General features: G+C 72.8%; 21 protein-coding genes. 2 read left to right on the forward strand and 19 right to left on the reverse strand.

The window, feature by feature from the left end; all coding sequences use genetic code 11:
* Positions 1–3: 3 nt before the first annotated feature.
* Both ACQPYD_RS24105 and ACQPYD_RS24110 read right to left on the reverse strand, forming a co-directional pair.
* The gene (locus ACQPYD_RS24105; protein ID WP_267945808.1) at positions 4–414 is read right to left on the reverse strand and encodes a TraR/DksA family transcriptional regulator; all 411 of its coding nucleotides are present in this window, start codon (positions 412–414) and stop codon (positions 4–6) included.
* A 176-nt stretch (positions 415–590) separates the two neighbouring features.
* On the reverse strand, positions 591–851 hold the full coding sequence (locus tag ACQPYD_RS24110; protein ID WP_267945809.1) for a hypothetical protein: 261 nt from the start codon (positions 849–851) through the stop codon (positions 591–593).
* Between the two features lie 364 nt (positions 852–1,215).
* Between ACQPYD_RS24110 and ileS the strand changes: the two genes are divergently transcribed.
* A complete protein-coding gene (ileS, locus tag ACQPYD_RS24115; protein ID WP_433697821.1) occupies positions 1,216–4,416 on the forward strand; it encodes an isoleucine--tRNA ligase in 3,201 nt (1,066 codons plus the stop codon).
* Between the two features lie 98 nt (positions 4,417–4,514).
* On the opposite strand, the gene ACQPYD_RS24120 is transcribed toward ileS, so the two are convergent.
* The 15 genes from ACQPYD_RS24120 to ACQPYD_RS24190 all read right to left on the reverse strand — a co-directional run bounded on the left by ACQPYD_RS24120 (position 4,515) and on the right by ACQPYD_RS24190 (position 23,072).
* Complete coding sequence (locus ACQPYD_RS24120; protein ID WP_433697822.1) at positions 4,515–6,275, reverse strand: hypothetical protein; 1,761 nt, start codon at positions 6,273–6,275, stop codon at positions 4,515–4,517.
* A gap of 69 nt (positions 6,276–6,344) precedes the next feature.
* Positions 6,345–7,223: a DivIVA domain-containing protein gene (locus ACQPYD_RS24125; RefSeq protein ID WP_267945812.1), complete on the reverse strand. Its 879-nt coding sequence runs from the start codon at positions 7,221–7,223 to the stop codon at positions 6,345–6,347.
* 134 nt (positions 7,224–7,357) lie between these two features.
* Positions 7,358–7,645 carry a YggT family protein gene (locus ACQPYD_RS24130; RefSeq protein ID WP_267945813.1) on the reverse strand — a complete coding sequence of 96 codons (288 nt, stop codon included), beginning with the start codon at positions 7,643–7,645 and terminating at the stop codon, positions 7,358–7,360.
* A gap of 39 nt (positions 7,646–7,684) precedes the next feature.
* Positions 7,685–8,212: a cell division protein SepF gene (locus tag ACQPYD_RS24135; protein ID WP_330159617.1), complete on the reverse strand. Its 528-nt coding sequence runs from the start codon at positions 8,210–8,212 to the stop codon at positions 7,685–7,687.
* A gap of 136 nt (positions 8,213–8,348) precedes the next feature.
* Complete coding sequence (locus tag ACQPYD_RS24140; protein ID WP_433697823.1) at positions 8,349–9,077, reverse strand: YggS family pyridoxal phosphate-dependent enzyme; 729 nt, start codon at positions 9,075–9,077, stop codon at positions 8,349–8,351.
* A 156-nt stretch (positions 9,078–9,233) separates the two neighbouring features.
* Positions 9,234–9,953 carry a peptidoglycan editing factor PgeF gene (gene pgeF / locus ACQPYD_RS24145; protein WP_433697824.1) on the reverse strand — a complete coding sequence of 240 codons (720 nt, stop codon included), beginning with the start codon at positions 9,951–9,953 and terminating at the stop codon, positions 9,234–9,236.
* A gap of 137 nt (positions 9,954–10,090) precedes the next feature.
* On the reverse strand, positions 10,091–11,566 hold the full coding sequence (gene ftsZ / locus ACQPYD_RS24150; protein WP_433702114.1) for a cell division protein FtsZ: 1,476 nt from the start codon (positions 11,564–11,566) through the stop codon (positions 10,091–10,093).
* 505 nt (positions 11,567–12,071) lie between these two features.
* Positions 12,072–12,800 (reverse strand): cell division protein FtsQ/DivIB, encoded by a 729-nt coding sequence (locus ACQPYD_RS24155; RefSeq protein WP_433697825.1) that lies wholly within the window; start codon positions 12,798–12,800, stop codon positions 12,072–12,074.
* Positions 12,801–12,826: 26 nt separating this feature from the next.
* Entirely contained in the window at positions 12,827–14,293 is a 1,467-nt protein-coding gene (gene murC, locus ACQPYD_RS24160; RefSeq protein WP_433697826.1) for a UDP-N-acetylmuramate--L-alanine ligase, read from the reverse strand.
* Complete coding sequence (murG, locus tag ACQPYD_RS24165) at positions 14,290–15,450, reverse strand: undecaprenyldiphospho-muramoylpentapeptide beta-N-acetylglucosaminyltransferase (protein WP_433697827.1); 1,161 nt, start codon at positions 15,448–15,450, stop codon at positions 14,290–14,292. The genes murC and murG overlap by 4 nt, the downstream gene beginning before the upstream one ends.
* Positions 15,447–16,871, reverse strand: a complete 1,425-nt coding sequence (ftsW, locus tag ACQPYD_RS24170; RefSeq protein WP_433697828.1) for a putative lipid II flippase FtsW — start codon at positions 16,869–16,871, stop codon at positions 15,447–15,449. The genes murG and ftsW overlap by 4 nt, the downstream gene beginning before the upstream one ends.
* 164 nt (positions 16,872–17,035) lie before the next feature.
* Positions 17,036–18,508, reverse strand: a complete 1,473-nt coding sequence (murD, locus tag ACQPYD_RS24175) for a UDP-N-acetylmuramoyl-L-alanine--D-glutamate ligase (protein ID WP_330159623.1) — start codon at positions 18,506–18,508, stop codon at positions 17,036–17,038.
* 5 nt (positions 18,509–18,513) lie between these two features.
* Positions 18,514–19,587 carry a phospho-N-acetylmuramoyl-pentapeptide-transferase gene (gene mraY, locus ACQPYD_RS24180; RefSeq protein WP_267945821.1) on the reverse strand — a complete coding sequence of 358 codons (1,074 nt, stop codon included), beginning with the start codon at positions 19,585–19,587 and terminating at the stop codon, positions 18,514–18,516.
* Complete coding sequence (locus tag ACQPYD_RS24185) at positions 19,584–21,032, reverse strand: UDP-N-acetylmuramoyl-tripeptide--D-alanyl-D-alanine ligase (RefSeq protein ID WP_433697829.1); 1,449 nt, start codon at positions 21,030–21,032, stop codon at positions 19,584–19,586. The genes mraY and ACQPYD_RS24185 overlap by 4 nt, the downstream gene beginning before the upstream one ends.
* Positions 21,033–21,404: 372 nt before the next feature.
* Positions 21,405–23,072, reverse strand: a complete 1,668-nt coding sequence (locus ACQPYD_RS24190) for a UDP-N-acetylmuramoyl-L-alanyl-D-glutamate--2,6-diaminopimelate ligase (RefSeq protein WP_267945823.1) — start codon at positions 23,070–23,072, stop codon at positions 21,405–21,407.
* A 231-nt stretch (positions 23,073–23,303) separates the two neighbouring features.
* Here ACQPYD_RS24190 and mmuM point away from each other — a divergent pair, with 231 nt between their 5' ends.
* Positions 23,304–24,245, forward strand: coding sequence for a homocysteine S-methyltransferase (gene mmuM / locus ACQPYD_RS24195; protein ID WP_433697830.1), 942 nt, complete (start codon positions 23,304–23,306; stop codon positions 24,243–24,245).
* Between the two features lie 90 nt (positions 24,246–24,335).
* Here mmuM and ACQPYD_RS24200 read toward each other — a convergent pair whose 3' ends face one another.
* Positions 24,336–26,315, reverse strand: a complete 1,980-nt coding sequence (locus ACQPYD_RS24200) for a peptidoglycan D,D-transpeptidase FtsI family protein (RefSeq protein ID WP_433697831.1) — start codon at positions 26,313–26,315, stop codon at positions 24,336–24,338.
* Positions 26,312–26,737 (reverse strand): hypothetical protein, encoded by a 426-nt coding sequence (locus tag ACQPYD_RS24205; RefSeq protein ID WP_433697832.1) that lies wholly within the window; start codon positions 26,735–26,737, stop codon positions 26,312–26,314. Before ACQPYD_RS24205 ends, ACQPYD_RS24200 begins: the two co-directional genes overlap by 4 nt.
* Positions 26,738–26,744 lie beyond the last annotated feature (7 nt).

Consider the following 26,744-nt stretch of genomic DNA (forward strand, 5'->3'; position numbering starts at 1 on the left):
CAGTCAGCGACGCTCCTCGCGCTGTTTGCAGGTGACGCACAGGGTGGCACGCGGAAAGGCCTCAAGTCGCGCCTTCCCGATGGCCAGGCTGCATGACTCACAGACCCCGTATGTTCCCGCGTCCATCCGTTCGATCGCCCGCTCGCTCTTGGAGAGCAGGTCACGAGTATTGTAGGCCAACGCCAGATCATGTTCGCGCTGGAAGGTCTTCGCCCCGGCGTCCGCGGGGTCGTCCCCGGCGCCGTCCACCGGGTCGGTGAGCCGGTCGGCGAGCGCGTCCTCCGCCTCGCGGATCTCCCGCCGCGCGACCGCGATCTCCTCCTCCAGCCTTCGCCGGATCCCGGTCAGCTCCTCCGTGGTCCAGGGGTCCTCCCCCGGCAGTACCGGCAGCATGGAGGCTTCGGTGGCCTTCATCGCATTCCCCTCCCAGATGGTTCGGCACACCCCGGACCTCGCCGACCTGCGGGTCCTCCCCCGGGCGGTGCCGTGATCGGTGCCGCGAAGCCTAGGCAATCCCCCGGTGCAAGGCAATGATCGGGACGGTGCGCCGCTCCGGCGGTCCCCTCCCGGCTCGACAGCGGCGGCGGGTCCTACTCCGCGGCCGCGAAACCGCCGTAGTCCTCGGCCAGCGCGGCCAGGTGCGGCTCGTCGAAGACGGCCGGCCCGCCGTGGGGGCCGGTCAGCACCTCGATCACCCAGTCCGCGTCCTCGGCGTCGTCCTCGCCCGCGAGCATGTCCCGGTGCACGCGGCACGGCTCGTAGCCCTGCTCCAGGAGCTGCTCCGCCAGCTCCACCGCGTCGTCCCGGTCGGACAGGGTCACGAGGACCGCACCCCTCACGTCCTCCGCCACAGCGGCCCCCTCCGTCACAAGAGCGCACGGCGGAAGCGCCGCGCTGCGTTATCCTGGCTCCAGGTGTCGATGGGGACGAGTAGCGCTGGCCCCGACCGGACGGATCACAGCCTAGAAGGCCTGGCCCGCCCAAGCGACCCGGGGGCGGTGCGAGCCCGGGGGCACGACCAGCGCGAAGATCACCCCGGAACCGCCGGAAGAACGGGCCCGCCCGCGCGGGCGGCTCCAGTAGAACCGGCACAGAGCAACGAAGTGGGACCCTGCCGACGCGCCCTGCGGCGCGCTCGCGGTCCAAGGAGGGTGGTACCGCGGGGCCCGTGCCTCGTCCCTCCGTCAGGAACGACCCTGATGGAAAGGTACGACCGTGGCCAACGACCCCCGGCCCGCATCCCGCCCGCTGCCCCAGCTCCCCGCGCAGATCGACCTGCCGGCCATGGAGCGGGACGTCCTCGGCCGCTGGTCGAAGGAGGACGTCTTCCAGCGCTCGCTCGACCAGACCCGAGGCGGCCCCAACTGGGTCTTCTACGAGGGCCCGCCCACGGCCAACGGCCAGCCGGGCGTGCACCACGTCGAGGCCCGCGCGTTCAAGGACGTGTTCCCCCGGTTCCGCACCATGCGCGGCTACCACGTGGACCGCAAGGCGGGCTGGGACTGCCACGGCCTGCCCGTGGAGGTCGCCGTGGAGAAGGAGCTCGGCCTGTCCGGCAAGAAGGACATCGAGGCCTTCGGCATCGCCGAGTTCAACGAGCGCTGCCGCGAGTCCGTGCTCCGCAACGTCGACGCGTTCACCACCATGACGGAGCGCATGGGCTACTGGGTGAACATGGACGACGCCTACCGCACCATGGACCCGCAGTACGTGGAGTCCGTGTGGTGGGCCCTCAAGCAGATCTGGGACAAGGGCCTGCTGGTCCGCGACTACCGGATCAGCCCGTACTGCCCGCGCTGCGGCACGACCCTGTCCGACCACGAGCTCGCGCAGGGGTACGAGACCGTCACCGACCCGTCGGTGTACGTCCGCTTCCCCGTGACCTCCGGTCCGCTCGCCTCGCCCGAGCACCCGACCTCGCTGCTCGTCTGGACGACCACCCCCTGGACGCTGGTGTCCAACACCGCCGTGGCCGTGCACCCGGACGTGGAGTACGTGGTGGCCACCGACGGCGACGAGCGCCTCGTGGTGGCCCGTCCGCTCTTCGACAAGGTCCTCGGCGAGGGCTGGGAGCTCACGGGCGAGAGCTACGGGGGCGAGGAGATGGAGCGCTGGACCTACGAGCGCCCCTTCGACCTGGTGCCCTTCGACGAGCCCGCCCACTACGTGGTGCTCGCCGACTACGTCACCGTGGACGACGGTACCGGCCTGGTCCACCAGGCGCCCGCCTTCGGCGCCGACGACATGCTCGTGGGCCGCGCCTACGGCCTGCCCGTGGTCAACCCGGTCCGCCCGGACGGCACCTTCGAGTCCCCCCTGCCGCTGGTCGGCGGGGTGTTCTTCAAGGAGGCCGACAAGACGCTCGTCCGCGACCTCAAGGACCGCGGGCTCCTCTTCCGCCACCTGAGCTACGAGCACTCCTACCCGCACTGCTGGCGCTGCCACACGGCGCTGCTGTACTACGCGGTCCCGTCCTGGTACATCCGCACCACCGCGGTCAAGGACGAGCTCCTGGCGCAGAACGACGTCACCAACTGGGTGCCGGAGAACGTCAAGGAGGGCCGCTTCGGCGAGTGGCTGCGCGGCAACGTGGACTGGGCGCTGTCCCGCAACCGCTACTGGGGCACCCCGCTGCCGATCTGGGAGTTCCCCGACGGCCGCCAGATCTGCGTGGGCTCCCTGGAGGAGCTGGGCCGCCTCAGCGGCCGGGACCTGTCCTCCCTGGACCCGCACCGCCCCTTCGTGGACGACATCGTCATCCCCGACCCGGACGCGGACCCGTCCCTGCCCGAGGAGCAGCGGGTCGCCCGCCGCGTCCCCGAGGTCATCGACGCCTGGTTCGACTCCGGCTCCATGCCGTTCGCCCAGTGGGGAGCGCCCCACCGGAACGAGGAGACCTTCCGGGACAACTTCCCGGCGCAGTACATCTCCGAGGCGATCGACCAGACCCGCGGGTGGTTCTACTCCCTGCTGGCGGTGAGCACCCTGGTGTTCGGCCGCAACTCCTTCGAGAACGTGGTCGTGCTCGGCCACATCCTCGCCGAGGACGGCCGGAAGATGAGCAAGCACCTGGGCAACGTCATGGAGCCGATCGCGGTCATGGACAAGCACGGCGCCGACGCGCTGCGCTGGTTCATGCTGGCGAGCGGTTCGCCGTGGACCGCCCGCCGGGTCGGCCACTCCGCCCTGGAGGAGATCGTCCGCAAGGTGCTGCTGACCTACTACAGCACCGTCTCGTTCTTCACCCTGTACGCGAACGCCGGCGGGGGCTGGGACCACTCCCGGCTGGCCGACGCCCCCGCCCCCGAGGACCGCCCGCTCCTGGACCGGTGGCTGCTCTCGGAGCTGAACGAGGTCGTCAGGGACGTCACGGCGGCGCTGGACTCGTTCGACACCACGACCGCGGGACGCCGTCTGACGGCCTTCGTGGACGACGTGTCCAACTGGTACGTGCGCCGTTCCCGCCGCCGGTTCTGGGGCGGTGCGGACACCCCCGAGGGCGCCGCCGCGTTCGCGACGCTGTTCGAGGCCCTGGAGACCGTCACGCTGCTGATGGCGCCGATCGTGCCGTTCCTCACCGACCACGTGTGGGCGTCGGTACGCCGGCCGGACGCGCCGGAGTCGGTGCACCTGGCGTCGTGGCCCGAGGTGCGCGAGGACCTCGTCGACCCGGACCTGTCGCGGCAGATGGCGCTGGCCCGCCGCCTGGTGGAGCTGGGCCGGTCGGCCCGGGTGGACTCCGCCGTGCGGACCCGGCAGCCGCTGGCCCGCGCCCTGGTGGGCGCCGCCGGTTTCGCCGGCCTGCCCGAGCAGCTTCGCGACCAGGTGTCCGACGAGCTCAACGTGGAGTCGCTGGACGCGCTGTCCTCCGTGGGCGGCGACCTGGTGGACTTCATCGTGAAGCCGAACTTCCGGGCGCTGGGCAAGCGGTTCGCCAAGCGCACCCCGCTGGTGGCCAAGGCCATCGAGGCCGCCGATCCCGCCTCCCTGGTGGAACAGGTCCGCGAGAGCGGCTGGGCGCGGGTACGGGTCGAGGAGGAGCCCGTCGAGGTCAGCGCCGACGAGCTGCTCGTGACCGAGCAGCCACGGGAGGGCTGGGCCGTGGCGTCCGAGGCCGGTGAGACCGTCGCCCTGGACCTGGAGCTGACGCCGCGGCTGCGCCGCGCCGGTCTGGCCCGGGAGATGGTCCGCATGCTCCAGGACGCCCGCAAGAAGAGCGGCCTGGACGTGTCCGACCGCATCGAGGTGTGGTGGACGGCCACGGACGAGACCACCGAGCTGGCGCTCACCGAGCACGGTGAGGCGATCGCCGGCGAGGTGCTGGCCGACGCGTTCACCGCCGGGGAGATGGCACGGGACCTGCACACCGCCTCCTCCGAGGAGTTCGGCGTGGCCTTCGGTTTCCGCAAGGCCTGACCCGCTCCCGGTCCGGCGGCCCCGGGGCCGCCGGACCGGGCCCCGACGCGAACGGGCGCCGTCCCCCTGGGGGCGGCGCCCGTTCGCGTGCGTCGGTGTCAGTGGACCTTGTCGGAGTCCTTGTCGGAGTCCTTGTCGCCGTCGAGGTCGGTGTCCCCCTCGAGAACGGCCGCGTAGGCGACGGCGTGGTCGTCCTCGGCCTCCTCGGCGTCCCCGGCCCTCGCGGGCCGCTCGCTCCCGTCCGGCTCCGCGTCCCCGGTCCCGTCCCCCGGGCCGTCGGCCGCATCGCCCTCCGCCTCCGGACGGGCGGGCGCCGGGGCGGTGTCGGGGTCGCCCGCGTCGGCGGTGCCGTCGGCCGCGGGGGCGACCTCCTCGTCGTCCTCGCCGTCCTGGTCGGACCGCTCCGCGTCCGCCCCGCCGTCCTCGGGCTGTGGGAGCCGGTAGCCGAACGCCGACGTCCGCCCGGTGTCCGCGGTCTCCCGGTCGCTCTCCGCCTCGTCGGCCCCCTCGTCCGAGGCGGCGCCCCGGCCGGGCAGGCGGTAGGAGAAGGCCCCGTCCGCGTCGTCGGCGGAACCCGCCTCCGGGGCGGGGTCCCCGGTGTCCGCGTCCTCGGCCGCGCCGCCCGTACCGGCGGCGGGAGCGTCCTCGACGCGCCCGCCGTCCTCCTGCCCGGGGCCGGCGTCCGCGTCCTCCGACTCCGGGGCGTGGGCCTCCGCCGACACGCTCGTGTCGGTGTCGGTGTCGGTGTCGGTGTGCGCCGAGGGTACGGGTTCCGCCTCGGAGGAGGCGTGTTCGCGCTCCCCCTGCGCCGCGGTGTCGTCAGTGTCGGGCTCGGGGTCCTCGCCGTCGGCCGTGGGCCCGGGTCCGGCGTCCCCGTCGGTCGCGGGCTCGTCCTCGCCGCGGGCGGAGCCGGCCTCCGCGTGCTCCACGGCCTGCTCGGCGCGCGGGACCGCGTCGGTGTCCGGGCGGGCTTCCCCGTCGCCGTCCGCGGAGGAGTCGGGCGCCGGGGCCTGCGCCGTGTCCGGGTCGCCGGGCTCCGGGGCGTCCTGCGCCCGCTCGGTCCGGTCCGCCTCGCCGGGGATCCGGTAGGAGAAGGCGTCCGTCTCGGGAGCCCCGGCGCCCGCGACCCCGTCGTCGGGGTCCGCGGTCGCGTCGGCCGGGTCGGCCCCGTCCTCGTGGGAGGAGCCCCGGCCGGGAATGCTGTAGGTGAAGGGGGCGGGGTCCCGCTCGGGCCCGTCGTCCCCCGTGTGGAGGCGGGAGGGTGCCTCTCCGTCCTCACCGGCCCGTTCACGGGCCTCGGGGATGTCGGCGGTGACCGCCGTGTCGACCGGTTCCCCGTCCGTCCGCGCCTCGGAGGCGGGAGCCGGGCCGGCCTCGGCCGGGGAGCCCGCGTGGAAGGTGCTCCCGGCGGGCGCGGTGACCGCCGTGTCCGGTTCCGGCCACTCGTGCGCGGTGGGGGTCTGCCAGCGGGGGACGTCGTACTCCGGTTCCCCGTGCCCGGCGTCGTCCGCGGCCGCCCAGACGGGCGTGTCCTGCGCGGGGGCTTCCCGTACCGGCCCTTGGGCCGGTACGGGAACGCGCCCGGAGTACTCCGGCACGACGTGGGGGCCCGCTGCCGTCGCCGCCGGGATGGCGGCGCCGGTCGGGACGGACGACTTCCCCAAACCGTCCGTTCCGGGGTGACCCGTCCTGCTCTCGGCGATGCGTCCCTGGACCATGCCCCCCAGGAGGAGGAGGACGCTGGCGCCGGCCAGTCCGAGTGCGATGTACACCAGGACCGTCTCGGCGAGGGCCAGGGCAGCCGCGATGACGGCGATGGCCGCCAGCACCGCCACGGTTGCGAGGATGCTAAGGATCACGGGTCGACCAGGGCCTTTACACGTGTTGTATCCGGAGTCTTCAGTTGTTCGGAGCCGAATGCCGCTGGTCTAGCGACGCTCGTGCGGAGCCTCACCCGGGTGGAATCCACCGTGCTGGGCGGGTTCGGGCTGACCGAACGGGTTGCCGCCGGGGCCGTGCTGGAGAGCGGGGGCGCCACCGGCCTGCGGAGCCATCGTCTGGAAGCCGCCCGTGGTGTTCGGGTTCGGCTCGACGGGCTTGCCCTCCTCGTTCAGCTCGCGCAGCTGGCGCTCGAAGTAGTCCTTCAGACGGCTCCGGTACTCGCGCTCGAAGTCCTTGAGCACGTTGACCTTGTGCTCCAGCTCCTCACGCTGCTGCACCAGGCTGCCCATGACCTGGCGGTGGCGCTCCTGGGCGTCGCGGTCGAGGTTCTCCGACCGTGCCCGGGCCTCACCGATGATCTGGTCCGCCTGGCGGCGGGCCTTGCCGAGGATGTCCTCGGACTCGTGGCGGGCGCGGCCGAGGGTCTCGTCCGCCTCACGGCGGGCGTCGGAGATCGCCTGGTCGGCGGTCTGCTGGGCGAGGGCGAGGACGCGGGCGGCCGTGTCCATGTTCTCCTCACCGCCCATCCCCATGTTCGCGCCGGTCATCGGCATCTGCTGCTGGACCGGGGGCTGCGGCTCGACGGCCTGCGGCTGCTGGACGGGCTCCGGGCGCATCTGCTCGTGCTGCTGGGGCTCCGGCGCCTGGTCCTGGGGCTGCTGGAAGTCCTGCATGCCGGCGTTGGGCACCTTGCCCCGCAGGCACTCGGCCAACTTGCCGCGCAGTTCCTCGTTCTCCTGGATCAGGCGGTCGAGCTCGGACTCGACCTCGTCGAGAAAGGCGTCGACCTCTTCTTCGTCGTACCCCGGCCGGAGCCGGGTCGTACTGAACTGCTTGTTCCGCACATCGGCGGGTGTCAGCGGCATGTTCGTCTCCTTGGCGCGCTTGGAGTCTGTCCGTAGGGACGCTACCTGATCGTGACCTTACGGCAATCCAGATCATGACCAAGACCACATAACGGCACCGGGGACCTGATACTTGCCCCCGTGCCCCTTCCCTGCTAAGCGAGGCTCCCGATGAGAGCCATCAAGATCCACACGATGATGAAGAGGACGAGGACACTCAGGTCGAGTGCGACGCTCCCCAGTCTCACCGGCTTGATGAACCGTCGCAGGAACCTCAGTGGCGGGTCGGTGACGGTGTACACGATCTCCGCGAGGACGAGGACGAACCCGGTGGGCCGCCACGTCCTGGCGAAGGACTGCACCATCTCCAGGACCACCCTCGCGATCAGCACGAAAACGAACAGCTGTAGCGCGAAGAGCAGCACTGCAACGACGATACTCACGGTCGTTCCCCGACCCAATCTCTGGACAAGTGTGATGGTCTAGCTCTGATTGAAGAACCCTCGCTCGGCGATCCGGGCCTTGTCTTCGGCGGTGACCTCGACGTTGGCCGGTGACAGCAGGAACACCTTGTTGGTCACGCGTTCGATACTGCCATGCAGACCGAAGATCAGACCAGCCGCGAAGTCGACGAGACGCTTGGCGTCGCTGTCGACCATCTCGGTCAGGTTCATGATCACCGGTGTGCCCTCCCGGAAGTGCTCTCCGATCGTACGCGCCTCGTTGTAGGTGCGCGGATGGAGCGTTGTGATCCGAGCGAGGTCGGCGGTTGAGGCAGTCGTGGTCGTTCCACCGCGCCGTTCACCTGTACTCAGGTAGTCGCCGGTGTCCGTCACTGCGGTGCCTCGTGTTTCCTCGCCACGCGGAGAATCTGCATCGCGATCGCGCTGCTCCTCCACGGCCTCGTCGAAATCGTCGAACTCATCATATTCGTCCGCATAGCGGTGATCGTAACGGTCGTCCTCCACGAGGCCGAGGTAGACCGCCATCTTGCGCATCGCGCCGGCCATCTCATGTCCTCCGTCGTCCCCGCGGCCTTCACCGCAGCCGACTCCTCCGTACTGGCCCGCCGTCCCCGCGTTCCACGGGGTGGGGCGCCCTTTCGGGCGAACTCCACAGACGGGTTCCAAGGTCTATGTGGGGACATTACCCCACGATCGGTCCGCGGTTGCCGAGCAACGCCGTACCGAGTCGCACGTGTGTCGCTCCTCGCTCGATCGCCGATTCGAGGTCCGCGCTCATCCCCGCCGAGATCACCGTCGCCAGAGGATAACGATCACGGACACGACTCGCCACCCCGTGGAGGCGGGCGAAGGCCTCGGCCGGGTCGCCCGCCCGGGGGGCCACCGCCATCACGCCCCCGAGTCTGAGCGACTCGTGCGCCTCGATGTCGGCGGCGAGCGCGAGCGCGTCCTCGGGGTCGACCCCGCCGCGCGGTCCGATGACGCCGGCCCGCGAGTCGTCGTCGAGGTTCACCTGGACGAGGCAGGTGAGGCCGCGTCCGGCCGCCGCCGCCCGCTCCCCGAGCGCCCGGGCCAGCCTGGCGCGGTCCACCGAGTGCACGACGTCGGCGTAGGAGGCCACGGAGCGCGCCTTGTTGGTCTGCAACTGTCCGACGAAATGCCAGGTCAAGTCGAGGTCAGCGGTCTCCGCCGCCTTCGGCGCGGCTTCCTGGTCCCGGTTCTCGCCGACGTCGCGGACACCCAGGGAGGCGAGAATCCGCACATCGTCGGCCGGATAGGTCTTGGTGACCGCGACCAGCGACACCTCCTCGGGCGCGCGGCCGGCGCGCGCGCAGGCCTGCTCGATCCTGGCCCGCACGGCCGCGAGGTTGGCGCGGACCTGCTCGACGCGAGCTGGGTCGACGTGTGGCACGGTGCTCCTTCTCTTTCCCCGTCGGGTGGGTCCCCGGAGTCCGATGCGGTCCCCGGGGGTCGTGGGACCCGTGTTTCGGACGCGTCACCGCAGGAGGGGAGGTCCCTGGCGGTTCCGGCGGGTTCCGAAATCCATCCTGGCGGCCCGGTACGACAGTCAGGAACGCCAGATGAACGAGGCGAATCTTCCGGTCGGCGCGCCGCCCCGGTGGGAGAAGAGCTCAGGACTCTCCAGGGTGCAGCGGCCGTCGGCCCGGACGTCGGTCACACCCGCCCGCCGCAGCTGGGCGGTGACGGCCGCGAGCATGTCCACCCCCGTGGTGCCCTTCCGGGTGGTGGAGGCGGCCTCGGGGGTGTCCCGGGCCGTCTCGGCCTGGACCTCCGGGGGCACCTCGTAGCACTTGCCGCAGATGGCCGGGCCGAGGAAGACGGTGATCCGGTCGGCACGGGCCCCCTGGCCGACCATCGACCCGACGAGGTTGGCCGCCACGCCGTTCGCCGTCCCGAGGCGGCCCGAGTGCGCGGCCCCCAGGACCCCCGCCTCGCCGTCGGCGGCCAGGACCGGCAGGCAGTCGGCGGCCATCGAGGCCAGGACCAGGTCGGGCCGGGTCGTGACGACCCCGTCGCAGGCACCCGCCCCACCCGGCGCGTCCACGACGAGCACGTCGGCGCTGTGCACCTGGTGCATCCACACGACCCGGTCGATGTCGAACCCCAGGCCGGCGGCGGCGGTCCGCCGGTTGGCGAGGACGGCCTCCCGCACGTCACCCGAGCCCAGCCCCAGGTTGAGCGAGTCGTACGGCGGGGCACTGACCCCGCCGTGCCGTTCGGTGACGGCGGCACGCACGCCGTGCCCCAGATCGATGACGTTGCCCATCCGTGTGACCGCGGTCCTTCCCTCGGCCCGCCGGGACGGCGCCGGCGCGGCCGGCGCGCGCTTCCCCGGGGGCGGCGACGGCCCCGCCGCATGGGTCGGGGCCGCTGACACGTCGATGGTACCGGGACGGTGGTGCGCTACTTCAGGAACTCGGGCACGTCAAGGTCGTCGGGGTCGTCGAAGATGACCCGGCGGCGGGGCGTGGGCACGTCCCCCCGCCGTTCGGCGGTGGAGTCGGAGACGGCGTGGACGGGGCCGGACTGGACCTCGCCGTGCTGCGAGGGCTCCTCCCGCTCCCCCGCGGGCCGCCCCTCCTCGGAGGACCCCGCCGGGGCGGGCGTCTCGTAGGAGGCGTGGGACTCCGAGCCGTGGGCCGGGGTCTCCGTGCGCGGCTGCTCGACCGGGGCCTGCTCCTGGCGGACCGGCTCCGGTTCGGACGGGAACCGGACCGGCGGCATCTGCGCGGACGCCGCCTCCGGCTCGGCCCGCTCCGGGCGGGAGGGCGTGATCCACGGCATGGAGGCGGCCGCCGTCCCGCCCGCGTCGCCGGCGGGGGGCGTCACCCTGGTGGGCTGCTGCTCCCTGCGCGACGCGGAGCCCGCGTTGTGGGCGACGGCCTCAGGAGGGTCCACCGGCTGCCGCTCCCGGACCACGGGTCCGCTGACCTCGGGCTCGTCGAACCCCGCCGCGATGACGGTGACCCTCACCTCGTCGCCCAGGGCGTCGTCGATGACCGCGCCGAAGATGATGTTGGCCTCGGGGGCCGCCGAGTTCGCGACGAGCTGCGCCGCCTCGTTGATCTCGAACAGGCCCAGGTCGGAGCCGCCCTGGATGGACAGCAGCACCCCGTGGGCGCCGTCGATGCTCGCTTCGAGCAGCGGCGAGGAGATGGCCATCTCCGCTGCCGCGACGGCCCGGTCGTCCCCGCGTGCGGAACCGATGCCCATCAGCGCCGAACCCGCCCCGGACATGACCGACTTGACGTCGGCGAAGTCCAGGTTGATCAGGCCCGGCGTGGTGATCAGGTCGGTGATGCCCTGCACACCGGAGAGCAGCACCTGGTCCGCCGCCTTGAAGGCGTCCAGCACGCTGACCTGGCGGTCGGAGATGGACAGCAGCCGGTCGTTGGGGATCACGATGAGCGTGTCGACCTCCTCGCGGAGCATCGCTATCCCCGACTCGGCCTGGGTCGCGCGCCGCTTGCCCTCGAAGCCGAAGGGGCGGGTGACCACTCCGATGGTGAGGGCTCCCAGGGAGCGGGCGATGTTGGCGACGACGGGAGCGCCCCCGGTGCCGGTGCCGCCGCCCTCACCTGCGGTGACGAAGACCATGTCGGCCCCCTTGAGGACCTCCTCGATCTCCTCCCGGTGGTCCTCGGCCGCCTGGCGGCCGACATCGGGGTTGGCTCCGGCTCCCAGGCCGCGTGTGAGCTCTCGGCCGACGTCGAGCTTGACGTCGGCGTCACTCATCAGCAGCGCCTGGGCGTCGGTATTGATGGCGATGAACTCGACGCCTTTGAGCCCCTCTTCGATCATTCGGTTGACGGCGTTGACACCGCCGCCGCCGATGCCGACGACTTTGATGACCGCGAGGTAGTTCTGCGGTGCTGCCACGACGAGGGGCCTTTCCGCTCGCATACGCCGTTCCGTGAACGCTCCGGTGGCTCTCGCCACCGGGTACGCCTCCGGACCGGCATCCGGTTCTACAGTGTGCGTTTCGGGTCCCCGCGACGGCGTTCTCGACGCGTTTGTCCGGGGACCCGGGGCCACCGGAGCCGTTGCGATCCTGCCCGGGGAGGGCTGGCGCGATCCGCTGTAGGAGCGGAGCAAAACGGTTCCTGCGTACCCCGAAAAGCGTGTTTTGCTGCTTTGTTGACGTTGGCTGTGCTTCCCGACAGTAAGCGGACCGCCGACCACGGGCAACCGATGACGAGGTCAGCCTAACGGCGTATAACGCAAGGAAGCGATGTGCGCACTCGGCGCGTCGCGTCTGGAATGTCCCCGCCGGATGCCCGGGAGTCCGTCCGGGACCCCCTCGCGGGCGCGCTTCGCGGCCCGCCGGACGGCGGTTCGACTTTCCGTGGCACGCCTCTTCCTTTTCCTGGAGCTGGGTACTTCTTCACCGTACGATGGCGAGATCGGGGGTTCCGACGTCGTAGACGCGCCCCTCCTCGGGCGGGTGCTCGCGCAGCAGCACGCGCAGGACGTCGCTCTTGTCCGCGGTCCCCTCGGGCGTCCCCCACTCCACCGTGGAGCCGTTGCCGAGTGCGATGGTGATCGCCCCGGGGTCGGTGGCGTCGATGAGCTGGATCTGGGCGATCAGCGAGTCGGGCGCCGCCTCCACGATGTCGGCGGCGGCGCGGACCGCGTCGTTGCCCTCGACCTCCCCCGTGACCCTGACCACCGGGTGGGTGCCGGGACGGGTCCTGGAGTCCTCGATGCGCACGCCGTCGCCGTCCACGAGCCGGTACTCCTCCCCCACGGGGACGGCCAGCACGGGCTGGCGCTCCACCACCTCGACCTCCAGGGTCGCGGGCCAGCCGCGTCGCACCGTGGCCTCCTCCACGAGCGGGAGGGACTCGGCGCGGGCGCGGCTCCGGTCGAGGTCGACCCTGACCAGGGGGGTCCCGGTGGCCACGTCCACGGCGGACACCACCTCCTGCGGCGACATCCGGTCCAGCCCGGTGACCGCGACGTCGCGGACCACCAGCAGGCGGGAGCCGAGCAGCACCCAGGTGACCACGCAGACCAGCGCCACCACGAGCAGCGCCACGAAGGCGACCTTCCACGGATCGGAACCTCCCCGTGGTGCGGCCCCGTCCGCCGACCCGCCCTCGTCCGCGCTCACCCGTGTCCTCTTCTTCTCTCCCGCGCCTACCGGCTTCCGGGCGCTTCGTCGGCCGCCTCGGCGATCGCGTCCACGATCAGCGGCCCCAGCTCGGTCACGTCCCCCGCGCCCATGGTGAGCACGATGTCGCCGGGCCGGGCCAGCCCGGCCGCCGTCCGCACGGCCTCCTCCCGACCCGGCACGTACCGCACCCGGTCGTGGGGGACGCGGGAGGTGATCAGCTCGCCGGTGACCCCGGGCTCGGGGTCCTCCCTGGCCGCGTAGACCTCCATCACCACGACCTCGTCCGCGAGGCCCAGCGCGGTCGCGAACTCCTCGGCGAAGATGCGGGTACGGCTGTACAGGTGCGGCTGGAACAGGGCGACGACCCTGCCCCCGGGCGCCGGCACCCCCGCCTCGCCCGCGTCCTCGGCGAACGAGTCCAGCGCGGCACGCGTGGCCCTCAGGTCGGCCTCGATCTCCGTGGGGTGGTGGGCGTAGCTGTCGTAGACGGCGACGCCCCCGGCCTCGCCCTTGATCTCGAAGCGGCGCGCGGCTCCCGCGAAGTCCGCGATGCCCTCCACCGCGACCTCCAGGTCGTGGCCGAGCTCGTCCGCCACGGCGACGGCCGCGGCGGCGTTGAGCACGTTGTGCCGACCGGGGACGGCGAGCGTGCCGTCGATGGGCTCGCCCTCGGCGGTGCGGATCGTGAACTCGGTGGTGAAACCGCGGGCGCGCACCCGGGTGATCCGGTAGTCGGCGTCCTCGGCCTCGCCGTACGTCAGGACCTTCTTGCCGCGCTCGCGGGCCAGCTCCGCGACCTGTCGGGCGCCCGGGTCGTCGATCCCGACGATCAGGGTGCGTCCGACACGGTCGACGAACGCCGCGAAGTTGGCGTGGATCTCCTCGATGCCGCTGTAGTTGTCGAGGTGGTCGGCCTCCACGTTGGTGACCACGGCGACCTTCGGGGAGAGCATGAGGAAGGAGCCGTCGCTCTCGTCGGCCTCCACGGCGATGACCTCGCCCAGGCCGGCGTCGGCGCCCAGGCCGGTGGTGACCAGCTTTCCGCCGATCACGTAGCCGGGGTCGACCCCCAGGTGCTGGAGCACCACGGTGACCATGGAGGTCGTGGTGGTCTTGCCGTGGGTGCCGGAGACCGCGATGCCCTCGCGGCCCAGCAGGAGCGCCCCCAGGGCCGCCGCCCGGGGCAGGACGCGCAGGCCGCGGCGGCGGGCCTCGACGAGTTCGGGGTTGTCCTCGCGGATCGCGGAGGAGACCACGAGGGTCTCGGCGGTGCCGAGGTTCCCCGCGGCGTGGCCGACGTGGACGTCGGCGCCCATCTGCTCCAGCTCGCGCAGGGTGTCGCTGTCGCGGGCGTCGCTGCCGGACACCTCCACCCCGGACTGGAGCAGGACGCGGGCGATGCCGGACATGCCGGCCCCGCCCAGGCCGATGAAGTGGGTGCGGCCGAGCTTGTCGACGGGAACCGGCTCGGTCGGGCGGACCAGGCTCATCGGGCGTCCTTCCCGTCGTCGTAGAACGCGTCCTCGCCGTCGTCGTCGGACAGGGGGATCTCGGGGGTGGGGCGGTCGCCGCGTGCGACGGCCATGACCTCGCGGGCGAGTGCCATGTCGGCGTCGCGGCGGCCCATCCGGGCGGCGGCCTCTGACATGGCCACGACCCGGTCGGTGTCGGTGAGCAGCGGGATGAGCTGGTCGACGATCCACTCCACGGAGATGTCCGCGTTGTCGATCATCAGGCCCCCGCCCGCCTGGACGATCGGCTCGGCGTTGAGGGCCTGCTCGCCGTTGCCGATGGCCAGCGGGACGAAGGCGCCGGGCAGGCCGACGGCGGTCAGCTCGGCGCAGGTCATCGCACCGGAGCGGCACATGGCGACGTCGGCGGCGGCGTAGGCCATGTCCATGCGGTCCACGTAGGGGACGGCCACGTAGGGCACGCCCGCCTGGGTGAGGTCCTGGGGCTCCTCCGCGTTCTTGGGGCCGACGACGTGCAGGACCTGCACGCCCCGGTCGCGGAAGGCGTCGCGGGAGGCGAACGCGGTCTCGTTGAGGCGCTGCGCGCCCTGGGAGCCGCCGAAGATCAGCAGGGTGGGGAGGTCGGGGCGCAGGCCGAAGTAGGTGCGCGCCTTGTCGCCCATGGCGAGCCGGTCGAGGGTGGTGATCTGCTGGCGCAGGGGGATGCCGACGAAGCGGCCGTTGCGGATCTGGGTGTGGGGGTGTCCGGTGAACACGTGCGGTGTCATGCGCGCGCCGAGCCGGTTGGCCAGGCCCGGGAGGGGGTTGGCCTCGTGCACGACGATGGGGATCCGGCGCCGGCGCGCCGCCAGGTAGCCGGGGGTGGCCACGTAGCCGCCGAAGCCGACGATGACGTCCGCCTGCAACCGGTCCAGGTGTTCGCCCGCCGCGCTCAGCGCGCCGGCGAGCTTGCCCGGGACGCTGAGGAGCTGCGGGGTGATCTTGCGGGGCAGCGGGACCGCCGGGATCAGGCCCAGCTCGTAGCCGCGCATGGGCACCAGCCGGGTCTCCAGACCCCGCTCGGTTCCCAGGCAGAGGATCTCCGTGCTGGGGTCGATGCGTCGAAGCGCGTCCGCTAGGGAGAGCGCGGGCTCGATATGCCCGGCCGTGCCGCCTCCGGCGAGGGCTACCCTCATCGTTGCCGATTCCTCCTTGGCCGGTCACCCGCCGGGACCGGTCCGTTCCTGTGCTTGGCCGTTGTCCTGCCGCCACGGGGGCCCGGCGTACGCGGGCCCCGTCCTGCGGCGACGCGCCTGGAGGCCGTTCCGCCCCGGTTGTTCATCGAGGCCACGAAGTTCTCCAGGCCCAGCCAGCTTAGAGCCCTTTGTACCTGACTCGGACCCCGGGCCTCCAGCGCCCTGGCGGCCTGGGGCTCGGCCTTGGCGAGCGCGAGGAGCACGCCGAGGGCGACCATGGTGGTGATCAGCGACGAACCTCCGTAGGAGACCAGGGGCAGGGGGACGCCGGTGACGGGCAGGAGCCCGATGACCGCGCCCACGTTGATCATGACCTGTCCCATGAGCCAGGTGACGATCGCGAAGGAGGCCAGGCGGGGGAACGGCTCCTTGACACGGGTGGCCACCCTCAGGCCCGCGTAGCCGAGCACGCCGAACAGGGCGAGCACGAGGAGGGTCCCGATCAGGCCGAACTCCTCCCCGATGATCGCGAAGACGAAGTCGGACTCGGCGAAGGGGAGGAACCCCCACTTCTCCCGGCTGGCCCCGATGCCGACGCCGAAGATCCCCCCGGTGCCCAGCGCGTAGAGGCCGTGCAGTGACTGGTTGCCCGAGCCCAGCGGGTCGGCCCCGGGGTCGAGGAAGGAGGTGACGCGCGCCATCCGGTAGGGCTCGATCGCGATGACGATCACGGCGAGGGCCAGGACGAGGCCGAACATGGTGACGAAGAGCTTGCCCGGCGCCCCCACCACCCACAGCAGGCCCAGGAACGTAATGAGGAACACCAGGGCGGTGGAGAGGTTGGACCCGAGGAGGACCAGGAGAACCAGGAGCCCGCACCCGGGCAGCAGCGGGATGAGGAGGTGCCGCCACTCGGTGAGCTCGCGCAGCTCGTCCTTGCGGGCGAGGATGTTGGCGCCCCACAGGGCGAAGGAGAGCTTGGCGGGTTCGGAGGGCTGCACGACCAGGCCGCCGACGTCCAGCCAGCGGGTGGCGCCGTTGACCTCCACGCCCTGGAAGACGGTGAGCAGCAGCAGGGCCACCGAGAGGATCATGGTGGGGTAGCCGACCAGGCGGAACAGCGCCTGGGGCATGTGGGAGGCCAGGATCATGAGGGGCAGGCCCACGACGGCCGACACCAGCTGCTTCTGGAAGAGCGAGAAGGAGGAGCCGGTCTCGGTGATGGACTTGACCATGGTGGAGGACAGCACCATGACGAGGCCGAGGGCGATCAGGAGGACCGCCGTGCCCAGGATGAGGTAGTAGGAGGTGAGGGGGCGGTCGAGGGACCTGGCCCACTCACGCCACAGGGCGTGCCCGCGCCCGCCGGCGTCCGTCCTCGCCTTGGCCCGGGCCATTCCTGGAACCGCTGTCGTCGCCATCCACACCCTCCGCACGATTCGCGCCTCAATACTGGCGCACGCCCGGGTCGGGAACCGTGGACATTTCCCGCGTGTTGGCCATCTTTGGCGACCGGCGGGGTGGCGGTGGGCACAGCGGACGCCGCCCGCGCGGACTTCGTCACGTACGGGCGGCGTCCGGTCACTCAGGGCAGGCGGTTGACGGCCTCGGAGAACAGGCGTCCGCGTTCGGGGTAGTTGGTGAACATGTCCATGGACGCGGCGGCCGGGGCCAGCAGCACCGTGTCGCCCTCGCGGGCCATGGCCGCGGCCTCGGCGACCACGGCGTCCATCACCGTGTGGCCCTCGGGCGCGTCCGGGGCCGGGCCCTCGACCTCGACCACGGGGACCGCGGGGGCGTGCTCGGCCAGGGCCTCGCGCAGCCGGGCCCGGTCCGCGCCGATCAGCACCGCGCCCCGCAGCCGGCCGGCCGCCGCGGCGACCAGGTCGTCGACCGCGGCGCCCTTGAGCAGGCCGCCGGCGATCCACACCACGGACGCGTAGGCCCCGAGCGAGGCCGCCGCGGCGTGCGGGTTGGTCGCCTTGGAGTCGTCCACGTAGTCGACGCCTCCGACGGAGGCCACGTGCGCGATGCGGTGGGGCTCGGGCCGGAACGCGGCCAGGCCGGCCCGCACCGACGCCGGCGCGACGCCGATCGAGCGGGCCAGCGCCGCCGCGGCCAGGGCGTTGGCGACGTTGTGCGGCGCGGCCGGGCGGACGTCGGCGAGGGTGGCCAGCTCCTCGGCGCTGCTGCCGGGGTCGGCGGAGAAGGCGCGGTCGACGAGCAGGTCCTCGACCACTCCCAGTTCGCCGGCCCTCGGGGTGTCCAGCCGGAAGCCGACGAGCGGGGCGTACGGGTCGCCGTCCTCCTCCGCCAGGCGGACCGACCAGGCGTCGGCCGTGTTGGCGACCCGGATCGTCCCGGGCGCGAACACCCTGCCCTTGGCCCGGGCGTAGGGGTCGAGGCCGCCGTGCCAGTCCAGGTGGTCGGGGGCCACGTTGAGGACGGTGGCGGCGTGCGGGCGCACGCTGCTGGACCAGTGGAGCTGGAAGCTGGACAGCTCCACGGCCAGCACGTCGTGCACGTGGCCGTCGGCGTCGGGCAGGACCGCGTCGACGATCGGCGTGCCGACGTTGCCGACGGCGAGCGCGTCCCGGCCGTCCGCGCGGAGCATCGCCTCCAGCATCCGCACGGTGGTGGTCTTGCCGTTGGTCCCGGTGATGGCGAGCCACACCTGGTCAGCGGGTTTGAGGCGCCAGGCCAGCTCGACGTCGCCGATCACCTCGGTCCCGGCTTCGGCGGCCCGGACCAGGAGCGGGGAGTCGGGGCGCCAGCCGGGCGAGGTGACGACCAGGTCGCAGCCCTCGGGCAGCGGGGTCCCGCCGAGGACCACCTCGGCCCCGGCGTCGGCGAGTTCGGCGGCGACCGGACGGACGGTGTCGTCGTCGCGGCCGTCCACGACGACCACGCGGGCCCCGCGGGCCAGGAGCGCCCTGGCGACCGGGGGCCCGGACACTCCCAGACCGGCGACGCAGACCAGCCGTCCCTCCAGGTCGGCCCCGCTCGGCGCGGGGTCGGCGGCGGGACCGGGCTGTGTGTCGGAAGAGTGGTGCGGCATGCCTTCTACCTTGGCATCCATTCGAGATAGAAGAGTCCGATGGCGATCGCCACGAACAGGCCCTGGATGATCCAGAAGCGGATCACGATGGTGGGTTCGGCCCACCCCTTGAGCTCGAAGTGGTGCTGGAGCGGCGCCATGCGGAACACGCGTTTGCCGGTGAGGCGGAACGACGTGATCTGGATCATCACCGACATGGTGATGATGACGAAGAGGCCGCCGATGAGCAGCAGCAGGAGCTGGGTGCGGGTGGTGATGGCCAGGCCCACGATGAGGCCGCCCAGCGCCAGGGAGCCGGTGTCGCCCATGAAGATCTTGGCGGGCGGTGCGTTGAACCACAGGAAGCCGATGCACGCGCCGAGCGCCGCGGCGGCCACCACGGCCAGGTCCAGGGGGTCGCGGACCGTGTAGCAGCTGTCCGAGAGGTAGGACACGCACGACTGGCGCAGCTGCCAGTTGCCGATGATGACGTAGGCCACCAGGGACAGGATGGTCGCGCCGGTCGCGAGGCCGTCCAGGCCGTCCGTCAGGTTCACCGCGTTGGAGAAGCCGACGATGAGGAAGAGCGCCCACAGGATGAACAGGCCCAGCATCAGCGGCGGTCCGAAGTCGCGCAGGAAGGACAGGCTGGGCGCCGCGGGGGTGTAGCCGTACCCGTTGGGGAACTGGGTGACCCCGTAGGCGAAGCCGATGCCGATGACGGCCTGGCCGACCATCTTCGCGCCGCTGCGCAGGCCGAGGCTGCGGCGCTTGTAGATCTTGATGAAGTCGTCGAGGAAGCCGACGCAGCCCATGCCGACGAACAGGAACATCACGAGCAGGCCCGAGGCGGTCGGTCCCGTCGAGGAGGGCTGCACCAGCCACAGCACCAGGTGGGACCCGAAGTAGCCCACCACCGCGCCGAGGATGACGACGATGCCGCCCATGGTGGGCGTACCCTGCTTGGTCTTGTGGCCCTCGGGTCCGTCGTCGCGGACCTCCTGGCCGAACTTGAACCGGTACAGCAGTTTGATGAGCGGCGGCATCAACGCCATGGAGACGATGAGCGACAGCGCCGCCGCGATGGAGATGCCGATCACTGGACATCACCCTTGGTGATGAGGTCGATAACCCTTTCGAGCGCTGCCACCCGCGATCCCTTCACAATGACGACGTCTCCTGTGCGCATGCGTTCGCGCAGCGCCGCCGCGGCCGCCCCTGCGTCCGCGACCCGGATGCACTCACCCCGCCACTGCCCCTGCCGGGCAGCGCGTTCGGCGCCGACGGCGATGCCCTCGGCCGCCTCTCCGACCACGATCAGGTGGGCCACGCCCGTGCGGGCGGCCAGCTCACCGATCTGCTCGTGTTCGGCTCCTCCGTCCTCGCCGAGCTCCGCCATGTGGGCGAGCACCGCGATGGAACGGCGGTTGCGGGCGAGCGCTTCGAGTGTGGTCAGCGCGGCCCGCATGGACTCGGGGTTGGCGTTGTAGGCGTCGTTGACGAGCGTGGCACCGTCGTGTTCGGTGACCTCCATCCGCCACCGGCTGACCGGGGTCGCGGCGCCGAGGGCGGCGGCGACGGCGTCGATGTCCATACCGAGTTCGTCGGCGACGGCGGCGGCGGCCAGGGCGTTGTGCACCTGGTGCGCGCCGACGAGCGCCAACCTCACCTGGGCGGTGCGACCGCCCAGGTGGAGTGTGAAGGAGGGGGCGCCGGAGTCCCGGAGGACCACGTCGGTGGCGCGCACGTGCGCGTCCTCGCCCTGTCCGTAGGTGACGACCCTGGCCCGGGTGCGCGACGCCATCGCGCTCACCCGGGGGTCGTCGGCGTTGAGGATCGCGACACCGCCGGAACCGCGGTCCGCCGAGCCGGGCGGCAGTGCCTCGACCAGCTCGCCCTTGGCCTTGGCGATGGTGTCGCGGTCGCCGAACTCGCCCATGTGGGCGCTGCCGACGTTGAGGACCACGCCGATCCTGGGCGGGGCGACCTCGCACAGGTGGGCGATGTGCCCGACGCCGCGCGCGGAGACCTCCAGGACCAGGTTGCGGGTACCGGTGTCGGCGCGCAGCACGGTGAGCGGGTGGCCGATCTCGTTGTTGAAGGAGCCGGCCGGGGCGACGGTCGGGCCCAGCCCGCCGACGACCTGGGCGATGAGGTCCTTCGTGGTGGTCTTGCCGGAGGACCCGGTGACCGCGACGACCTCGGCCGCGTCGGCTCCGCGCCGGACGTCGCCGAGCTCCCGCGCCACGTACCGTGCGAGCCGGGCCAGGGCGGCGACGACCCCGTCGTCGCCCCCCTCCGCCAGCAGGTGCGGGACCGCGACGGGGCGGGAGGCCAGGACGGCCGTCGCCCCGGCCGCGACCGCGGGCCCGGCGAAATCGTGTCCGTCGACGTGTTCCCCGGTCAGGGCGACGAAGAGCGCGCCTGGCGCTGCCTGCCGCGAGTCGATGACTACGGGACCGTCGACGACGGCGTCGGGGCGCGCTGATCCGCCGATGGCGGTTTGGGTGATCTCAGCGATCCGATCGAGCGTGAGCGCGATCAAATCCACTCCTCATGTCAGGCCCGGCCCACGGCACCACAGGGGCTGTTGGCCACCGGCCGGAGTCAGGTCAGGGGATGGCACCGCGGATGCCGTGCGCGCGGTGCCGCGCCGGCTCACCGGGGCCGCGTCGGCGGGCTACGCCATGGGCGCCACCGTGGGCGGTCGGGCTGCGATTGCCGGACCTACCTTAGAACACATTGCGGTGTCCGGGGTCCCGCCGGGCCCCGTGTGGAGCAATATGGTCCACTTCGTGACCGGCAGTGTCCGTGTGACCAGTGATCCGCGCGCCCCGGGCGGCGGGGACGCACGAGGGGCGCGGACGGTGTCCGCGCCCCTCCTCCCGAACGGAGGCCGCCCGGGAGTGTTGCCGGGTCATCCCTCGTCAGGAACCCTGTGGATGTCCTGGAGGGCGACGCCCAGCCGTTCGCGGGAGCTCACGGCGAGGTGGTCGCCGATGGCCCGGCGCAGCACCTCCCGGTCGTCGAAGGGCAGCACTTCGCCCTTGACGTACTGGCCGGTCTCGTGGCCCTTCCCCGCGACGACGATCACGTCGCCCGGGCGGACGCGGTCCACCGCGATGCGGATGGCCTCGGCCCGGTCGAGTTCGACCGTGACGTGGGCGCGCTGGTCCTCGGGGACCTTGGCCACGCCTTCGAGCATCGCCGCGGCGATGGAGACGGGGTCCTCGGTGCGGGGGTTGTCGTTGGTGATGACCAGCTGGTCCGCCAGTCGCGCGGCGGCCTCGCCCATGAGGGGGCGCTTGGCGCGGTCGCGGTCGCCCCCGCAGCCGAGCACCATGGTCACGTAGCCGTCGGTGGTGGAGCGGAGCGCGGTGAGGACCGCCTCGATGGCACCGGGCTTGTGGGAGTAGTCCACGAGCGCGGTGAAGTCCTGGAAGGCGCGGGGCACGTCGTCGACGACCACGGGCTCCATGCGCCCGGGCACCCCCGGGGCGGCGGCGACGCCGGCGATCGCGGTCTCCAGCGGCAGGCCCGCCTCGACCAGGCCGACGATGGCGGCCATCGCGTTGGAGACGTTGAACGGTCCGGGCAGGCCGACGGAGGCCTCCGCCTCCATGCCGCCCGGACCGACGATCCGGAACCTGCTGCCCGTGGCCCCCAGGTCGACGTCCACGGCCCGCCAGTCGGCCTCCATGGCCGTGGCCGGGTCTGCGTCGGTGCAGCCGTCCACGGCGAAGGTGGTGACGGGGATCGTCCCGTCGGCCTGCACCATGTCCACCAGGGCGCGGCCGAACCGGTCGTCGGCGTTGACGACCGCGATGTCGCAGTACTCGGGGGTGAACAGCCGCGCCTTCGTGTCGAAGTAGTCGCGCAGGTCCGAGTGGAAGTCCAGGTGGTCCTGGGACAGGTTCGTGAAGATCGCCACGTCGTAGCGGGTTCCGCCGACCCGGCCCAGGGCGAGGGCGTGGCTGGAGACCTCCATGGCGGCGGCGGTGACGCCCTCCTCGCGCATGAGCGCGAACAGGCCGTGCAGGTCGGTGGCCTCGGGGGTGGTGAGGGAGGAGGCGACCCGCTCGTCCCGGACGCGCATCTCCACCGTGCCGACGAGGCCGGTGGTCATGCCGGCCCGGCGGAGCCCGGACTCGACCAGGTACGTGACCGTGGTCTTGCCGCTGGTGCCCGTGGTGCCGATCAGCAGCAGGTCCTGCGCGGGCTCCTTGAAGACCCAGGAGGCCGCCGTTCCGAGCGCGGCCCGCGCGTCGGGGACGACGATCACGGGCAGGCCGGTCGCGGCGGCGCGCTCGGCCCCGGCTGGGTCGGTGAGGACGGCGGCGGCTCCCGCCTCGGCCACCTGCCCGGCGAAGTCGGCGCCGTGGGCGCGTGTTCCCGGCAGCGCCGCGTACAGGTCTCCGGGGCCCGCCTTCCGTGAGTCGTGGGTGATGCCGCGTACGTGCACCTCCCTGCCGGGCACCTCGGCCGTGTGGTCCGCGCCGAGGTCCGGGCGCAGGAGTGTGGCGTCCGGCCCGAGCAGCGCTGCGAGGGCGGACAGGGGACGAAGTGGCGTGTGTTCAGGTCGCATTACCGGTGGCACGTGTGGAGGTTAACCGCTGCGGACGACCGGTCGGTAATTTCCACGCTGCGTGCGGCGGGGATTCTCCGGCGGCTCCCCGGCCGCCCCGCCCCCGGTCGGCGCCGGGTCCGCGCGGGGCGCGCCCCGGGGCCGCGGGCCGTGCCCGGGAGCCGCGGCTCCCGGGGACCGGCGGCCGCGCCCCGCCGCGCCTACCCTGGAGGTCTCACGGGGGAGGGTGAAGTGGTCCGAACGGTGCCGGGCGCGTCCGGCGTCCGCCCGCTGGTGCTCGACGGCGGGCTGGCGACCCGCCTGGAGTCCTACGGCGCCGACCTGCGCGGCGGCCTGTGGTCGGCGCGGCTGCTGGCCGACGGGCCCGAACTGGTCCGCCGCGCGCACCGGGACTACTTCGAGGCGGGCGCCGACGTGGCGATCTCCGCCGGGTACCAGGCGAGCATCCCGGCCCTGGAGGCGCGGGGGCACTCGCGGCGCGAGGCCGCCGGGCTCCTCGCCAGGTCGGTGGAGCTGGCGCGGGCCGAGCGCGACGCGTTCGGCTCGGGCCTGGTCGCCGCCGGGGTGGGGCCCTACGGCGCGGCCCTGGCGGACGGGTCCGAGTACACCGGCGACTACGACCTGGACGAAGACGGCCTGTACGCCTGGCACCGCGAGCGGTGGCGCGTGCTCGCCGGCGCCGGGGCGGACCTCATGGCCTGCGAGACGATCCCCTCCCTGCCGGAGGCCCGTGCCCTGGGCCGGCTCCTCGCCGAGGTTCCCGGGCCGCGCGCGTGGATCAGCTTCTCCTGCCGCGACGGCGAGCACCTCAACGACGGCACCCCCCTGAGCGGGGCGGTCGCCGAACTCGCGCCGCTGTACGCGGCCGGGAGGCTCGTCGCCGCGGGCGTCAACTGCACCGCGCCCCGCCACGTCCCCTCCCTGGTCCGCACGGTGGCCGCGGCGGGCCTGCCCGCGGTCGCCTACCCCAACTCGGGGGAGACGTGGGACGCGTCCCTCGGCCGGTGGACGGGCGCCGGCGATCCGGAGGGGTTCGGCGGGGCCGCGGTGTCCTGGTACGAGGCCGGAGCGGTGCTCGTGGGCGGGTGCTGCCGCACCGGCCCCGAGCACGTCCGCTCCGTGCGCGCCCGCCTGGACGCGCACCTGGGCCGCGGGACCGGCCGGCGCCCCTGACCCCGCGGGTTCCGCGGCCCGGGGCCGGGCGCGGCGGTCCGTGTGCCGGGCCGGGGCGCGTCGCGCGGACGCCCCCGGCGGGCCGGCGCGCTAGCCCGCGTCCTCCTCGAACAGCCGGATGGCGGGCGGGTCGGTGTCCGTCGGCGGGACCTTCAGGGACTTCAGCGCGAAGGACATGATGTCGTTGAACACCGGGCCGGCCGCCTCGCCGCCGTAGTAGGTGCCCTGCGGGTTGTGCAGGACCACCTGGACGACGATCTCCGGGTCGTCGGCGGGCGCGAAGCCGGAGAAGGACGCCGTGTACCCGCCGTCCTCGTAGGTGCCCGTCTCCGGATTGATGCGGTTGGCGGTGCCCGTCTTGCCCGCGACCCGGTACCCGTCGATGCGGGCCTGCGGCGCCGTGCCCTCGTCCCCGGTGACCGCCTCCAGCATGAGCGCGAGCTGTTCGGCGGTCTCCTCGCTGAGCACGCGGCGCTGCTCGGGCTCCTCCGCTGGGGTGAACTCCCCGTTCGTGTCGACCGTGCCCGCGACCACCGTCGGGGCCACCCGCACGCCCCCGTTGGCGACGGTGGCGTACACCGAGGCCATCTGGGCGGCGTTGACCGTCAGGCCGTGGCCGATGGAGACCGACGGGAGCTGCGTGCCCCACCAGTCGTCGGGCGCCGTCAGCACGCCGGCCTCCTCCCCCGGCAGGTTCAGCCCGGTCGGCTGGCCGATCCCGAAGTCCTCGATGTAGGAGTGCAGGACCCCGGCCCCCACCTGGTCGGCGATCTTGATCGTGCCGACGTTGCTGGACTGGGCCATGATGCCGTTGACCGTGAGGCGCTGCGTGCCGTTGTTGCTGGAGTTGCGGAAGGTCTGGTCGTAGTACTGGAGGGAGTAGGGCACGGTGTACACCGTCTCCGGCTCGGTGAGCCCCTCCTCCAGCGCCGCGCCGACGGTGATGACCTTGTTGGTGCTGCCCGGTTCGAAGGTCTCCGCGACCGCCCCGTTGGACCACTGCTCGGGTCCGGTGGAGTCGATGTCGGCCTGGGAGTACGTCGGGAAGTCGGCCATCGCGAGGATCTCGCCGGTGCCGACGCGCTCCACGACGACGCTGCCGGCGACGGCGTCCAGCTCCTCCACCCTGTTCGCGAGGGTCTGCGCGGCGTACCACTGGATGTCCTGGTCCAGGGTCAGCCGGACGTCCTGTCCGGGCACGGGCTCGCTGACCAGGCCCCCGGCCATGGGGATCTGGGTGCCGTCGATGCCGACCTCGACCTGCCGCCGCCCCGACTCGCCCGCCAGGGTGCTGTCGAGGTAGCCCTCCAGGCCCTCCAGGCCGTGTCCCTCCGAGCCGACGAACCCGACCAGGTCGGCGGCCCCCGTCTCCTCGGGGTAGACGCGGTCGTAGGCCACCTCCGCGCCCACGCCGGACAGGCCCAGGTCGCGCAGCCCCTCCCAGTCGCGCGGCAGGACCTTCGTGGCCACCACCTGGTAGCGGGAGGGCCGGGCGTCGACCTTCTCGGTGACCTCGGCCTCGTCCAGGCCGAACCGGGTGACGAGCTCGTCGATGAGCTGGTCCCGCTCGTCCTCCTCGACCTCCTCGGGGTCGACGAAGACGTTCCGCACCTCCACCGACAGGGCGAACGGGTTGCCCTGGGCGTCGGTGATCTCGCCGCGCAGGGTGGGGATGTCGATGGTCTGGAGACGCGTCTGCGAGGCCGCCTCGGCGTACTGCTCCGCCTCCAGGCCCTGGATCTGCACCAGGCGGCCGGCGAAGAGGAGCATGATGACGACGATCAGCACGCCGCCGAACTTGATCCGGCTGCGCGGCTCCCCCCGCCGGAAGGTACGGCGCAGCAGGGGCGGGGGCGGGGGCGGCCCCGACCTGCGGCGTGCGGGGCCCCGCTCCCCGCCTCGGCCACCGCGCGCGGAACGCCCCTCGGACCGTGCCGAGGAGCGTGCGCGGGCGCCGCCGTCGGGGCGGCGCGGTTCACGCTGGGGGCGCTTGCTGGGCCCGGCCCCGGAACGGCCCGCCGCTCCGGGCCTGCGGGGGTCCCGGGGACGCCGGTCCCTCGGCGCGCTCACTCACCGCTCCCGGCGCTCCCGGTGATCTCACCGTTCTCGGGGTCGAGGAAGCGCGGGGCCTCGCCCTGCCGCATGCCCATGGCCTCGGCCTCCTCCGAGATCCGCTCCGAGGCCTCAAGCTGCGCGACTTCGTTGCGGCGCTGCTGCTCCTCGTAGGCCAGCTCCCGGTTCTCCGCCTGGAGGCTGGAGATGGTGAAGGCCTCCTGGGCGACGACGCTGCGCAGCACCAGCAGGGCGACCAGCGCTCCGCCCAGCAGGCACAGGACGAGGAGGACGAAGGGGATGCGCGGCGCCGGGCGGGCGCGCGCCGCCCCGGCCTTCCGCCCGGAGGCGCGCGCGGGCGAGGCGGGGGCGGCTCCCCCTCCCTTCCCGCTCCCGCCCTTGCGGGCCGGTGTCCGGCGCGTGTCCGTCCTCGTGCTCATCTGGTCT

The sequence above is a fragment of the Nocardiopsis sp. CA-288880 genome (assembly GCF_050955985.1).
Lineage (GTDB): Bacteria > Actinomycetota > Actinomycetes > Streptosporangiales > Streptosporangiaceae > Nocardiopsis > Nocardiopsis tropica.